This is a genomic window from Polynucleobacter sp. IMCC 29146, assembly GCF_021395195.1.
In the GTDB taxonomy this organism is placed as follows: domain Bacteria; phylum Pseudomonadota; class Gammaproteobacteria; order Burkholderiales; family Burkholderiaceae; genus Polynucleobacter.
In genome coordinates, this window is sequence record NZ_JAJVCR010000002.1 from 158,925 (window position 1) to 173,274 (window position 14,350).

Here is a 14,350-nt window from a genome sequence, read left to right on the forward strand (position 1 = left end):
CACTTAGCAAATACTAAGTAAGCTTTTTCCCTGCTTAGGTAAACCTTGTAAAGTACATTAGGGTGCCCCCAACTAAGCCAGACCCTAAAATTAAATAGACTGGGTTAGTGCGAGAAAAAAGTAAAATTACAAGCACAGCTATCGCAAGCCCAATGCTCACTGGCCCATTAATCGCTGCCTTGGCAACTGCGAATACTCCCGCGCACATTAAACCAATTGATATCGGTTCTAACGCATTTTGTACAGCACGTCGCCATGGGCTTTCACCGATGCGTACCCAAATTCGCCCTACCGTCAAACATAAAATACTCGAGGGCACAAAGAATGACAGCAGCACCGTCAAGGCACCCGCTAAACCAGCTAGCTGAAAGCCAAATACAATGACCATCATCATGTTTGGGCCGGGGGCTAACTGACCAATGCTATATACCTCCACAAATTTCATATGATCAACTTGAAATTGTTCATTTAAAACAATCTGCATTTCGGGTAGCACCGCTGTACCACCACCCACTGCCAATAAAGATAGTAGACCAAAGGTCATGAACAGCTGAATTAAGATACTAATCATTTAACGAGGCCGATAAATAAACAACGCAATTGGGGCCATTATTAGCAAAACAATAATTAATGGCAACTTAAAAAAACTCATTAAAACAAAGGTAGTAATAATAATTAAACAGGAAATAATATGGCGTAAATGGCCTTGCCCAATCTTGTAGGTAATGGCCGCCAATAAACCCGTTGCACCAGCAGCAATCCCGGCCAATATTAAGTTCGCAATGGGGTGATCAGGCTTTGCCATGTAGGCAATACCCACTATTAAAACAAATGCCGCGCCTGGTACGATTAAGCCCAAGCCCGCCGCTATTGCCCCCAATACGCCCCTGAGGCGATCACCCGTTAACACTGCCATGTTGACAGAATTTAAACCTGGCATTGTCTGGCTAATTGCTAGAGTGGCCATAAAATCATCCAAATTCAACCACTTCTTTTTTTCAACCAGTAATATTTGTTCGTAGGCAATAATGCCGCCCCCAAAGCTCACTGCGCCAATCACCATAAACTGCCAAAAAAGCTCAAATAGCGTGGGTCGCGGTGGCGACTCACCTACCCCAACTGCTGCCGCTTGCAGGCTTTGCGTCTGTTCTTCGGTTGAGCTACTCACTCAGGTTTACCATAAACCAATGCTGTTTTCGTTGAGCCCACTTCAATCCAATTGGCGAACTCAATTTGCAGCGCATTGAAGAACTTATCAGCCCGTTTATGTGCCTTGGCTTCTTTACGATTATGATCGTTTACATGGTAAGAGAAAGCCAGTTCACCAACAATAGGTTCGCCAACACTGCGCATCCAAATGGCAATTTCGCAATGCGCCTGAACCCCAGCGCCAAATACTAAGTTACCCAATGGTAAGCAAGCTTCTAAAATTTTATTTTTTAGTCCACCCACCACATCAATCGGGGTACTTTTTGGCAAGCCAAGCTTACCTAAGGTTGGAAACATCGCAATGGCGCTAGCTAAACTGTGCGCAAAAATTTCATCCACCGGTACTGCATCTAAAATTGCATTGTTTGAATAAATTTGCCGTTGGGTCCCAATCGCGTCACCCTTTAAAATTTCTTCTTTGAAGCGTGCCCGCGATTTAGTTTTATCGGACGGCATTGGGTTAAATACTAAAGAGGCTCCGAGGTCACGGGCGCGGCATTTAAAGGTGACCTCGCACCAGTCATCGATCCATACATCCTCGCGTGATTCACGTACCCGCAAAATTAAATTATGATTACGTAAATCTTCATTGGGTGTATCAAAGAAATACACTGTACGTAAGCCTGTTGTCGCATTATCCAGATGAGTAAAGTGAATACCCTGTTTTTTACAGAAAATCATCAGCTTAGTACTTAACTCATCAATCCGATTACGTCGATCGAGGCCAGATGGTTTAATCAAAATCTTAAATTCACGATTCGTTACTGACTTATGTATTTTTCCAGCCCGCTTCTTTTTATCTTTTTTACTTAATTCTGGGGCCAGGGGTTGAACTACAAATTTTGGCGCCGGATTAGTGCTGCGCGTTGACTTTTTAATGCCCACCTTCTTCGCAGTGGATTTCCGCACTGGGGTTTTTTTTGTCGCTACTTTTTTTAAGGCGGACTTTCTCATTGGGGCTTTTTTCACTGCCGCCTTAGTCGATTTAGATATAGTTTTTTGAATCATGAGGTAATCCTTTGTAGTTGCATTCAATCAATTTAATTAAAAGGGATATTCAGAATATTAGTCTCTCCCGATGCATCTGAGGGTTGTAACCGAATTGGTTTTTCTGATCCTGGGCCAGAAAGAGGTCGCCCTAATACGGTAATTGCATTTGGGTCTGTTGCCGACTCTCGGTTGATTTGACGTGTGCTCGGGCCATACGCATTGCCTGGCTCTGGTACTGGGTTCACCAAGGGCTGATTATTAATCTGGTTCAATTGCTGAGAGCTTAAGGCTGGCATCGCTTGATTTTGCGCCACACTTAAGCTGGACAAACCAAAAGAGAGCGTTGCCCCGGTATATGTCGCCATTATTCGTCTGCCCCATTTATTGATACTCCGCCCCCCATGTGTCATTGCTACCCTTTACTTTGATCTGAAAATATACCTATTAACGCCTTTTTTTGTTACATGGGAAAACCCTACTAACTATATGCAATAAGCCAACTTCAGTCAATATAGTAAAAAGGGCTTAGTATCAGCTTTTGCCACAGTTAGCCCTGCACCTAAATTCATGCTCGAACTCTTTTTAGATCCCAATGCCTGGATCGCCTTTTTAACCCTTTCGGCCCTTGAAATAGTGCTTGGCATCGATAACATTATCTTTATTAGCGTCCTCGCCAATCGCCTACCGCTGGAAATGCAAAGCCGGGTGCGCCAATTTGGGCTTTTATTTGCCCTCCTCACGCGGGTTTTATTATTGCTCAGCCTATCTTGGGTGATGGGGCTGACTGAGCCTATTTTTACGGCTATGGGTCACGCTATAAGTGGACGTGATTTTATTTTGTTGGCTGGTGGCTTTTTCCTGCTCTGGAAAGCCTCAAAAGAAATCTATTTAGAGGTCGAAGACAAAGAAACGGCCGACGCAGACGCCCACAACAAAACTCAAGCGCCAATTACTGAAGAGCAAAAACAAAAGGTTTTTTGGGGTGCGGTTCTCCAAATTGGTATTCTTGATATCGTTTTTTCGCTTGATAGCGTTATTACCGCGGTTGGCCTAGTTGATGAAGTGGCCATCATGATTGCAGCGGTTTTAGTATCCATTGCCGTTATGCTCATCGCTGCCAAGCCAATTGGTGATTTTGTACAGCATCACCCCTCCATCAAAGTACTAGCCTTATCATTTCTCACCGTCGTTGGTGTCGTCCTTATCTCTGAAGGCATGGGCGTCCATATTCCCAAGGGTTATGTTTATGTAGCTATTAGCTTTTCTTTGGGAGTTGAACTTTTAAATATTCGCTCCCGCAAGAAAAAGCGGCGCTAAAAAACAAAACGGGCCAATAAATTCTTTAATTGTGCGGCAACTTGGGCTAGTTCAACTGACGATTTCTGCACATCAGCTGAACCAATTGTTGTATTTTTTGATGCTTCAGCTACAGATTTAATGGTTTCCGCAATAACCGAAACACCAGAAGCTGAATTAGAGACATTGCGCACAATTTCATTAGTCACCGTAGCCTGTTCTTCTACCGCGCTTGCAATCGTATTTAAAATATCATCAATTTTTGCAATGATGTCTGAAATATCCTTAATTGATGCTTGAGTTTCTTGGGTGTCACCCTGAATAGCATCAATATAAGTTGAAATTTCGTTGGTGGCCTTAGTTGTTTGTTTGGCTAATTCTTTCACTTCGTTGGCTACCACCGCAAAACCTTTACCCCATTCACCCGCCCTAGCAGCCTCAATTGTCGCATTCAAGGCTAATAAATTGGTTTGCTCTGCAATACCTGAAATAACTTTAAGCACTTGACCAATCTCAACGCTACTTTCGCTAAGCTTGTTCATTTTCACGCTGGTATTTTTAGCGGTATCAACCGCCTGATGCGCTACCTTAGAAGCCTCAGCAGTGTTAATCGAAATTTCGCGAATGCTCGAACTAAATTCCTCCATTGCAGTGGCAACCGTTTGGGTATTTTCACTTACCTGGGCAGACGACTTCGAAACTTCAGACGCTTGCGCTGCCGTTTCCTCAGCAGCTGCACTCATTTGGGTGCTCACAGCTGCTAGCTCTTCAGCAGAACTGCTCACTACCAAGGTGTTTTCATTGATGTCTTGCAAAGCCTTTTTTAAATTCGCCTGCAAAGTTTGGGTCGATAAAGCAATCCGACCAATGACGCCAGAATGATCTAAGTTCCCAATAAGGTTATTGAACTTTGATTCTGCCAAATTACTAATCGCATTTTTTAATTCATTAAGGGGACTAATAATAGATCGACGCAATAAGTAACCAACAAAAATACTGATGCAAATGGTTAGTAAAATAATCGCAATCGTGGTGTAAATCACATTACTTTTAATCGCTTGGGCCTCTTCATATCTACCTTTGGCGCTTACTAACTTGAGATTAATAAATTCATCTAAGGCACCTAAAGCTTTATTTTCTAGCGCCATATATTCTGGACCAAAAACAATTTTCGTCGCACTAGCGGGTGACTGAGCATAAGTAGCAATAATAGTATCCACCTGCTTTAAATACAAATCCATATACAAATTAACTTCGTCAAACTTTTTTTGCACTATAGGGCGTGAAATAGTTTTACTGGCCTCTGTAAGCGTTTTTTTAATTAGATCTTTTTGCTTAGCAAGCTTCGCTGTGATTTCACTTTGATGCTTAGCAAGGTCTTCTTTATTGAGCACAGTAGGCGCTAATAAATATTGGCTCACATCTTGACCAATAATAAGCACTTCTACCTTAACCTCTTTAGCGGAACTAACGCCTAAGGTACTTTGTAAATACAGCCACTCAGTATCTTGGCCCAAAATGCCATAGTTATAAATCGATAAGCCGCCTAATATCGCGGTCATAATAATAATGAGCGAAAAGCTAATAGTAAGCTTCGCCTTGAGGGTCAGTTTTTCAAATTTGGTATAGATCGACATGGTTAATTTTGCGCCACAATTCTGTAAATTAGCTAAAGGATAGCGTACTTTGCCCCAAGCCCCCCTATTCCCTAAAGCTGGGGTCCTGCCGCTCGAGCATTCGTAATAAGGCAGGCCACTCCATTAATCCATAGGGCCGGCGGGTGGTTGGCTGATAATTTTGATAAGTCTCCTCGATGATCGTTTCAGGCACAGGGCTGAAAGGCGTATTACAGGCCATGGCAGCCAATTGGGAGCGGCAGGATAACTCGAGACGATGCATCCAATTGAAAGCTTCGCCAATCGTTTTGCCTACTGTTAATAAGCCATGATTGCGCAAAATCATCGCTTCGGCCGAGCCTAAATCAGCTACCAAGCTAGCCTGTTCGGCTAGATCTAATACCACTCCCCAATAGTCATGGTAAGCAATATGATGAAACCGCATCGCTGTTTGTGTCAGGGGTAATAAACCGCATTGCAATGCAGCGACCGCCATACCAGCAGGCGTATGAGTATGAATCACGCAATCAATTTCAGGTCGTGCGACATGAACTGCGCTATGCAAAATATATCCCGGCTTATTAAAGCCATAATTAAGCTCGCCAAAATCGGGGGTATACAAAACTGTACCGGCATGATTAATTTTTAACATACATGAGGCCGTCATTTCTTCATACATCATGCCATAAGGGTTTGTTAAAAAGGCATCGGCTTCGCCCGGTACGCGTAAGGTTACATGATTAGCCATCATGTCAGACATACCGTAATGCGCCAATAAACGGTAACAGGCTGCAATATCAATGCGTGCTTGCCACTCTTCGCTAGAAACTTGATCTCGAATAGAGACCAGCGGCAAACGCCCAGAATTTGTCAGCTGTTTCACCAACTGCCACGCTTAAGGTCTATTAGTAAACACATTTCATTGCACTAAATTGATAAGGGGTTGTCGCTGAATAAAATGGCTTAAATTAGTCAAAAAAAGGTCCTCGACCCGTTGCGCATTCCCCTGTGAATGACCAGCTGAATGGGGGGTGATAATCACATTATCACTATTCCATAAAGGTGAATCAAGTCCTAATGGCTCATACTCAAAAACATCCAAGTAAGCGCCGCCCAAGCGGCCGGTCTGCAGTGCAGTCAGCAAATCTGCCTCAACAATTATTTCGCCCCGCGCTATATTAATAATATACGCACCATGGGGCAAACAGCTTAAAGCTGCCGCATCAATTAAGCGCTCGGTTTCAACGCTTAATGGGCAAGCCAAAATAAGCCAGTTGGCTCGTGGTAATACAGTCTTGAGGGCTGCCAGCGGATGCGCCTGAAGCCCCGCAGACTCAACAACCGGTAGATTAAAACGCACTACCTCGCAATGCACACCAAAAGCGTGCAGTAATCTAGCAATTCGCTGCCCGATTGCTCCCCAGCCCACGATGACAGCAGTCTGCCCTTCAAGATCAGCAGGAAGAGTACCCGCCATCAAAGATCGCCACTGGCGCTGAGCCTGATTTTTAGCCATTTTTGGAAAGTGCCGCGCGAGCGCTAAGATACCAGCTAAGGCCGACTGTGCCACAATCGCGGCATTTACACCCGCCGAAGTCGTAATCATGCGCTTGTTATTGAGTAAAGCTGTAAAAATGGGTCGATCACTACCAGCAGAATGCGTATGCACCCACTGCAATGACACTGCATTAAGTAATAAATCATAAAAGTGCTGGGTATTGGGCTCAAGCTCTAATTTAGTAGATAAGCCCGTAACATCACGAGATATAAAGGCACAGTCAAAATCAGTCCCTAAGCGACACTCATCTGCTATGACTATTTCATGGGGTGTCCCAGCTAAATTTAGGGCAAACCGAGGTTGAAGTCGCGCGGCGGCCTGAGCAGAAAGTAGAATTCTCACCCTTACTCAGCGACCGCGCCTGAATCTCGCACAATCACTTTCCATTTTTCATATTCTTTTTGAATAAATTGACTAAATTTGGTGGCACTGCCGCCAACCGGATCAGCACCTTCACGAATAAATTGCGTTTCAAGGCTAGGCAAAATTGCATTCACATTCTTATTGATAAAAGTGATCACTTCCGCAGGCGTGTCCTTCGGCGCAAAAAGGCCAAACCAAGACCCCGCCTCAAAACCGGGGAAACCACTTTCCGCAACAGTTGGAATATTAGGCAAAGACCGCGACCGCTTCAAACTCGTTACGGCGATGGCGCGTAACTTGCCTGAATGAATATGCTGAATCACCGAAGGTATTGTCGCAAACATAAACTGCACTCGCCCTGCCATTAAATCATTAAGCGCGTCAGCACCCTTATAAGGAACATGAGTGGCCTCGATGCCCAAGCGTTTACTTAACATGTAGCCCGATAAATGCGAGGAAGTACCAATGCCGGTAGAGCTGTAATTTAATTTATCGGGATTCAGCTTCGCATAATTAATAAATTCTTCAAAGTTTCTTATGGGTAGAGAGTCATTAATCACTAAAACATTCGGTACATCTGCAATTTGTATAAGCGGCATTAAATCAGTCAAAGGGTTAATGTTTAATTTTTTATATAAGGTGGGATTTACCGCGATTGGACCTACAGAATCCATAATCAAGGTGTATCCGTCGGGAGCAGACTTAGCCACAAATTCGGTGCCGATATTACCGCCGCCGCCAGGTTTATTTTCAACCACAAAAGATTGCTTAACGCGCTCAGTTAATTTTTGACTCACCATGCGGGTCAAAATATCCGTAGTACCGCCTGCAGTAAACGCCACAATTACTTTAACAGGCCTATTTGGATAAGCCTGAACCGGGGCTTGGGTATAAGCAGTTAGTGGCATACACAAACTACCTAGTATCAACACAAAACCAATGCGCTGTGCATTCACCAGTGAAAACCTGTGCTTCGCCTCAATCATCATTAGCGGTCATTAATCAATTGAAATTTTTGCTTTTTCAACCACATTCGCCCAACGCTTTTGTTCAGCACGAATAAAAGCCTCAAACTGTTCTGGGGTATCGCCCACTAAAATTGCGCCATCCTCAAGCATTTTTTTGGAATCGTCTTTCGATTTCAAGGCTTTAGAAATCTCCTTTTGCAGCTTATCAACAATGGCCTTAGGCGTACCAGCTGGCGCCATAATGCCATACCACTGCGAGGTTTCAACCCCCTTGTAACCCAATTCAATTAAAGTTGGCACTTGGGGCAAGGTACTCGAGCGAGCCAGAGAACCTACGGCTAGAGGCACCAAAGCGCCGCCCTTAATTTGTCCAATGAGCGATGGCAAACCATTGAACGTTGCTTGTATCTGCCCGCCAATTAAATCTGTGAGCATGGCACCTGAACCCTTGTAGGGCACATGTACTAAATCAATACCTGCTACTGAGGTGAAATATTCCATCGCCAAATGTCCTGCACTACCATTACCAGCAGAGCCATAATTAATTTTGCCAGGATTTTTTTTCGCATCTGCAACCAAATCGGCTAAGGTTTTATAGGGGCTTGCTTTACTTACTGCAATCACATTGGGCACTTTAGCAATCAGGGTGATTGGCACAAAATCTTTATTTGGATCGTATGGTAATTTTTTACCAAAAAGCGCCGGATTTACTGCCAGGGTGCCAACGTGTCCTAATATCAGGGTATAACCATCGGGAGCCGCCCGCTTGACCTCTTCCATGGCAATATTGCCTGCTCCACCAGGCTTATTTTCAACGAATACCGATTGCCCCAATTGTGTAGTTAACGCATTTGCCACCGATCGGGCAATAATTTCTGAAGTGCCCCCGGTTGCAAACGGCACGACCAGACGGATGGATTTATCGGGATAGGCGCCCTGACTCGCTAGCGCATAAAAGACAAAGCAAAATACTAAGGGCCATTTTTTATTAATTTTGAGCATTTTATTAAATGAATTTTTTACCATGGTAGGGGAGATAATATGGGTTTTAATCCCGCCTGAATAATCATCGGGGCTGCTTGCTGCGACGCAAGAAATGCAATTAAATCACGTGCTGCATTCAGGTTGTTTCGATTGCTGGTGATGCCTGCTGAGAATAATACAGTTTGCTGCACTTCTGCTGGCAGCTCGCCAAGGAAATCTATTCCCGCAATGGGAATCAATTCGCTTACCTGTTGAAACCCTAAATCTGCATCTCCCCTAGCTACGACAGTACCTACCCTCTCACTATAGATCTTTTTAGCAGTAAGCTGCATTTGGTCGGCTATACCGAGTTGCGCAAATAGCACAGTAGATAAATAGGTGCCACTCGCGCTCGCCGAATACGCAACAGATTTAGCAGCTAAAAGTGTTTTTTTCAAGGCCTCAACCGTGCTGATATCGGGTTTAGAGGCGCCTTTACGGACTGCTGCACCAATTACTGAGGCCACTAAATCCACCTTCGTACCTACTTGCACCTGGCCGCTTTTAATAAAAGTGTCTAGAGCGGGCGCAGCTAAGATAAGGATATCAAAACGCTCACCACGGGCAAGTCTCGACGGAATTGAATCAGGAGCAGACCCCATCGAAGACCCATTTGAAATGATAACTTTGTGTTGTGATTGCTTTTCATAAATCGGCGCCAATGCAACTAATGCTTCAGCAAAAGCGCCAGATGTAATGACTTGAATCTCATCTGCAAAAGCGCCACCACTTAAAAACAGCGTGGCAAAGAAAAGGATTACAAGTTGTTTTAAGTCTTGGTATGGTTTGATGTTAAAAGACCTCTTATGGCAGCGCAGTAAACTCTTCACACCAGGTGGAATAACTATTTAGCCAGTCTTTAAAAGTGCCTTTCCCGCCCCGACCAGATCCACAGCCCGATAATTTATTACCTTCTAAAGTATAGCTTCCAGAGCCCTGTTGATAAGCAATTTGTATTTGTTTGCCATCCATTGATAAAGTGCCGACGTAACGTGACTCATAATTAGCTGAGCGATATAAAAATTCAAGATGGCGACCTTCTTGTTTGAGAATCGTAATCGTCGCTGGAATATCAAACGAATTAAACGACATTTCGCCAACTTTAGATGTGCTATTTACTTTTGTTTGGTAAGTATTGCCCATCGCGGTGACAGAAACAATTCCGCTCCAATTTTTAGGTAATTGTGGAAGCGCAGCATTTTGCGCCAAAATACCTGAAGAAAATCCTAAGACAGTAATGACAATAATTAATTTAATCATAGCCGCTCGATCTTATTGCGTAATAACTGGGTAGCATTGACAAATAAATAATAATCAGTCTCCTCGCCAATTGGCACGTCTCGACGAATAAGAAGCAGATTAATTTCATCTAAACGCTTTAAGAATAAAACTCTTTGCTCAGCACTAATAGGGTCGGAGCTTACCTGCCGATCAATCGCCAAGATTTCCTCATAATGACCCCGCTCCTTAACGGCATACAGGAATTTTCTTAGATGAAAATTTAATTTAGATAAGGGATAAATGACCGCAAAAAGGGTTAAAAGTATTAGCCAGAAGCGGTCTACGAATACCCCAAGCCAATAGGGTAAATAGATAATCGCTTGGGGAGGGCCATTATTATAAAATTTTCGTGCCACTGGACTCAGCGGTATAGAGGGATCGACATAGGCAGGAAATTGATTTCTTTTAGCAAAAAATAGTAATTGCGAGTCTTGAATGGTATTTTTCATTGCTATTAGTAAAGCAAGCTGCAGATCCGGATGCATATCTCGACGCACGGCTAAAGTCGAAGTTGTGGCAATTAAAGAAATATTTTCTGGCGGAAAATTATTCAAAATATTGATTGACCCTGCTGGTATCTCAACCGCATCTAAAAAATAAAACTTTTTTTCATAAGCTGCTGAGTTTTTAAAATTAAAGAGCTTTATGCCTGGGGACCGAATTAATTTTTGAACAGGTAAATCAATAATGGTTGAGACAAAAATAAACACATCTAATTTATCATCTAAAAACTGATTTAAATTACCTTCAATTGAAGCGGCTTGAAAATTTTTATTTTCTTTAATTTGAATCCCATTAATAGCAAATAATTTTTCGGCAAAAGCATACGACCCGCTTTTAGGCGGCCCCACCCCAACCTTAAAGCGCGCAAAATCCTTAATATCTGTAATTTTGCCTATACGTTTTTCATGATAGAAAATCCAAATAGGCTCATAAGTAATGCTTCCTAGTGAGTAAATTCCACCAATTTGTTCGGCGGATAAAGCCGCTCCATAAGTGAGACCAGCAGTGACCTTGCTATTCTGATTATCTAATTTTTCAACATTTTCAATTGAGCCATCGCTAGCAAGCACGGTAAGACTAATATCATGGTCTTGTAAGGCTGGGGCAATAGTTTCGGCAAATTGATACCAATCTGACCCCTTAAATGCGGTTGAGATGGTGATACTTTTTTCGGGAAATGGTTTAAGGTAGTAAATCAGTCCGGCAAAAATAAGCACCAGAAGAAGCACTATGAGTTTTAACTCAATCAGTGCCTCCTTGATAGCAATTAATTCATGCTTGACTACAACCTTTAAATATTCAAGGGTTTTCATAGCCAAGTTGTAATTTGCAAAAGGTCTTAACTACCTTGAGTAATCTTACGTCCATTAAGCGGTTGAATGGGTCGGGCATTCATCTTAAATATCTTTTTGAAGGCATTTAATTGATCTTTTGAAAGCTCAACTGGCGTTTTAAGAATATAGAAACTCACGCCCTCACTACATGGGGGGGTTGTTAAAGAGCCCGCATAACTGTAATAAGCTAATGAGCTAGGTAGCATGCTAGCTGCATCAAAATTGGTTTTCAAAGCCACTTTACCTTCTTTTGCGGGCAAGTTTGCAAAAATATCTTTGATACTTTTATTTTCACTACCCTCATTAAATAAAATTCCAATGACTGCTAACTTTCCATCGGCACTTTTATGAACTAAATGCGCATTAAATGGGAAGCCTTTGCCATCAATTTTTTCTTCTGCTGGAGTATGAAAATGAAACTGCAAAATCTTATAATCGACCCCGCCTAAAAGAGCAGAGCCGCCATCGGCTAGGGCAACTTGAATGGTGTGACCATTGTTAATAATCTCGCCAGCTGATGCTTTATATTTGGTGGTAATTGGTGCGGTAGCTGGCGTAGCAGCTTTGCTTGGAATATCAATTGGGGCTTGCATCTGCCCCACTTTGCAGGCGGCAAACTCCTTCTCAAGCGCGCCCCAATTACTTGGCCCTACTTTTCCCTCATAACCCCAGTGCGCTGCGCCATCAGCGAAGCAGCCACCGGAAAGCATGGCTACTGCAAGACCAGCAAAAAAGCTGTATTTTGGGTTTCTGGGCTTAATTGACTTGCTGTTCATTGTTTATCTCCCTGAGAAAGGTTTTAATTAATAGAAAAATCCTCAGGAACGTTAACATAATTTAGAGGCAAACAGGAACCCGCAACATATTAATAAAATCCAATTCAGCCTCACCTAGTCGCTTTAATCCACCTGAATATTGGCTTTTTTCGCAATTGTTAAATATTTTTTTGCTTCTTTTTCAATAAATTGGGCAAATTCTTGAGGATTTTTCGAGGCTGGCTCATCACCTACCGACGCTAATTTCTTAATTAAAACAGGATCAGTTAATGTCTCATTTACCGCTTGATAGATCGTATTGGTTAAATTGGCAGGTAAATTTTTAGGGCCAAATAAACCTACCCACACGGTCACTTCGAAATTCGGAAAACCACTCTCTTGCATAGTGGGAATATCAGCTAATTCAGCGGGCCTTTTACTGCCAGTAGTTGCAATAGCTTTAAGCTTGCCCGCCTTAATTAAAGGTAATGGGTTGGAAATATTAGTAGCGGTATAAAGCACGTCATTTCCTACAATAGCCGCGACCGATGGAGGGCCCCCTTGAAATGGGACATGCGTTGCACCACTATTGCCTTCAATGCTGATCATTTCACCAGATAAATGCACTAAGGTGCCAATTCCGGTGGAAGAGTAATTGGCTTTTCCCGAATTATTCTTAATATACGCCACCAAGTCACGGGCATTTTTCCCAGGGAAATCGGCATTCACTGCTACTAAAAATGGGGCTGAGGTTAACTGAATGATCGGCGTTAAATCAGTTAAGGGGTTGTACTGCAGATTTTTAAATACTGCGGGATGAATAGCCAATTGACCAGTTGAAGCCACCAACAATGTATAGCCATCTGGCTTAGCTTTAGCAACGTTCCGCGAACCAATTAAACCGCCTGCACCTGGCTGGTTCTCAACCACAAAAGACTGTTTATATTTGTTAGTTAAGCGCAAAGCAATTTCCCGAGCAGTAATATCAAGCGCACCACCTGGCGGAAATGGCACCACAATGGAAACTTGTTTATTTGGCCAATCATTCGCTTGCGCAAAGACAAGCTGTGGCAGCGAGAGTAATAAAAGGGTAGCGCAAAAATGCCGCAGGTAATTAGCTATTTGATCGGTTTTCATTTTGCTCCTTTAAGATGTACCTTGGATAGAATCTGCTTGTATTAGCGCTGTATATTCCCTAGCGCTTAATGAATATCAGCTGATTCTTTAATTGCGTCGCGTAAAATTTCCCAAGAAAAATTGCTCGCTTTTGCGGCGCCAATAATCACGGCTTCTTTTTTTGCAATAAGTTCTATAGCATCATTAATTTTTTCAGCTGCAGCAAAGGGAATGACCACTGCGCCATGTTGATCGGCATGAATTAAATCATTAGGCTGCACCGCCATACCGGCAACAGTAACTGGTATCCCAATGCTAACAATGTGTACATGCGCGTGACTAGGCATTACACTCCCAGCTAATAACTGAAAATTGCTCGCATTCATGGGAATATCCCGAATTGAGCCATTGGTAACCACCCCTTTAGCACCTAGACCGCGGTGTACATGGGTATTTACCTCACCCCAAAATGCACCGATTCCGGCTCGTGCACCATCCAAGTCTTGTAAAACAATAATGCTGGGCTTGGGCCCCTCATCAACATACTTATACCAATCAATCCGTATTTCTTTTTGCGCTTCAGGGCTAATACGGGGCCCTTGAACTGCACGCATCGTTCCAGTGCGCGCATACCCTACCATCGGCGCTAAATTAGGATAGATGCACTCTAATGGTTCTGTAGTAAAACCGTGATTTCGATAATTGGGATCTATTAACTCTAGCGCATTGCAAATGGTGGGGGTATCAAACTGCGCCAAAGAATCTAATATAGCCTGAGGATGTAAAGGCTGAGACATAACACTCCTTTTTCTAACTCCTCACTTTATAGGACAAAGAT

At 43.1% G+C, this 14,350-nt stretch carries 16 protein-coding genes; 1 reads left to right on the forward strand and 15 read right to left on the reverse strand.

Features of this window, described 5'->3' with window-relative positions; all coding sequences use genetic code 11:
• Nucleotides 1-34: 34 nt before the first annotated feature.
• From LZT22_RS02790 to LZT22_RS02805, 4 genes are read right to left on the reverse strand one after another with little or no spacing between them, the layout of a single operon-like run.
• Nucleotides 35-571 (reverse strand): chromate transporter, encoded by a 537-nt coding sequence (locus LZT22_RS02790; RefSeq protein ID WP_233923526.1) that lies wholly within the window; start codon nt 569-571, stop codon nt 35-37.
• On the reverse strand, nt 572-1,168 hold the full coding sequence (locus LZT22_RS02795) for a chromate transporter (RefSeq protein WP_233923527.1): 597 nt from the start codon (nt 1,166-1,168) through the stop codon (nt 572-574).
• Nucleotides 1,165-2,217, reverse strand: a complete 1,053-nt coding sequence (locus LZT22_RS02800; RefSeq protein ID WP_233923528.1) for a hypothetical protein — start codon at nt 2,215-2,217, stop codon at nt 1,165-1,167. Before LZT22_RS02800 ends, LZT22_RS02795 begins: the two co-directional genes overlap by 4 nt.
• Nucleotides 2,218-2,249: 32 nt before the next feature.
• Nucleotides 2,250-2,564: a hypothetical protein gene (locus LZT22_RS02805; RefSeq protein WP_233923529.1), complete on the reverse strand. Its 315-nt coding sequence runs from the start codon at nt 2,562-2,564 to the stop codon at nt 2,250-2,252.
• A gap of 202 nt (nt 2,565-2,766) precedes the next feature.
• On the opposite strand from LZT22_RS02805, the gene LZT22_RS02810 reads away from it, so the two are divergent.
• A complete protein-coding gene (locus LZT22_RS02810) occupies nt 2,767-3,516 on the forward strand; it encodes a TerC family protein (RefSeq protein ID WP_233923530.1) in 750 nt (249 codons plus the stop codon).
• Here the strand turns inward: LZT22_RS02810 and LZT22_RS02815 are convergent.
• From LZT22_RS02815 to LZT22_RS02865, 11 genes are all read right to left on the reverse strand, one after another.
• Nucleotides 3,513-5,132 (reverse strand): methyl-accepting chemotaxis protein, encoded by a 1,620-nt coding sequence (locus LZT22_RS02815; RefSeq protein WP_233923531.1) that lies wholly within the window; start codon nt 5,130-5,132, stop codon nt 3,513-3,515. The two genes, LZT22_RS02810 and LZT22_RS02815, sit on opposite strands and share 4 nt — an antisense overlap.
• A gap of 64 nt (nt 5,133-5,196) precedes the next feature.
• Nucleotides 5,197-5,985 carry a class II aldolase/adducin family protein gene (locus LZT22_RS02820; RefSeq protein ID WP_233923733.1) on the reverse strand — a complete coding sequence of 263 codons (789 nt, stop codon included), beginning with the start codon at nt 5,983-5,985 and terminating at the stop codon, nt 5,197-5,199.
• Nucleotides 5,986-6,030: 45 nt separating this feature from the next.
• Nucleotides 6,031-7,011 carry a D-2-hydroxyacid dehydrogenase gene (locus LZT22_RS02825; protein ID WP_233923532.1) on the reverse strand — a complete coding sequence of 327 codons (981 nt, stop codon included), beginning with the start codon at nt 7,009-7,011 and terminating at the stop codon, nt 6,031-6,033.
• Nucleotides 7,012-7,013: 2 nt separating this feature from the next.
• The gene (locus LZT22_RS02830; RefSeq protein ID WP_233923734.1) at nt 7,014-7,940 is read right to left on the reverse strand and encodes a tripartite tricarboxylate transporter substrate binding protein; all 927 of its coding nucleotides are present in this window, start codon (nt 7,938-7,940) and stop codon (nt 7,014-7,016) included.
• Nucleotides 7,941-8,030: 90 nt separating this feature from the next.
• A complete protein-coding gene (locus LZT22_RS02835; protein ID WP_233923533.1) occupies nt 8,031-9,002 on the reverse strand; it encodes a tripartite tricarboxylate transporter substrate binding protein in 972 nt (323 codons plus the stop codon).
• Between the two features lie 17 nt (nt 9,003-9,019).
• Complete coding sequence (locus LZT22_RS02840) at nt 9,020-9,853, reverse strand: substrate-binding domain-containing protein (RefSeq protein ID WP_233923534.1); 834 nt, start codon at nt 9,851-9,853, stop codon at nt 9,020-9,022.
• Nucleotides 9,828-10,283, reverse strand: coding sequence for a hypothetical protein (locus tag LZT22_RS02845; protein ID WP_233923535.1), 456 nt, complete (start codon nt 10,281-10,283; stop codon nt 9,828-9,830). Before LZT22_RS02845 ends, LZT22_RS02840 begins: the two co-directional genes overlap by 26 nt.
• A complete protein-coding gene (locus LZT22_RS02850; protein ID WP_233923536.1) occupies nt 10,280-11,620 on the reverse strand; it encodes a TAXI family TRAP transporter solute-binding subunit in 1,341 nt (446 codons plus the stop codon). Before LZT22_RS02850 ends, LZT22_RS02845 begins: the two co-directional genes overlap by 4 nt.
• Nucleotides 11,621-11,646: 26 nt before the next feature.
• Nucleotides 11,647-12,417 (reverse strand): carbonic anhydrase, encoded by a 771-nt coding sequence (locus LZT22_RS02855; protein WP_233923537.1) that lies wholly within the window; start codon nt 12,415-12,417, stop codon nt 11,647-11,649.
• A 123-nt stretch (nt 12,418-12,540) separates the two neighbouring features.
• Nucleotides 12,541-13,533 carry a tripartite tricarboxylate transporter substrate binding protein gene (locus tag LZT22_RS02860; RefSeq protein ID WP_233923538.1) on the reverse strand — a complete coding sequence of 331 codons (993 nt, stop codon included), beginning with the start codon at nt 13,531-13,533 and terminating at the stop codon, nt 12,541-12,543.
• 65 nt (nt 13,534-13,598) lie between these two features.
• Nucleotides 13,599-14,309, reverse strand: a complete 711-nt coding sequence (locus tag LZT22_RS02865) for an RraA family protein (RefSeq protein WP_233923539.1) — start codon at nt 14,307-14,309, stop codon at nt 13,599-13,601.
• Nucleotides 14,310-14,350: the final 41 nt, after the last annotated feature.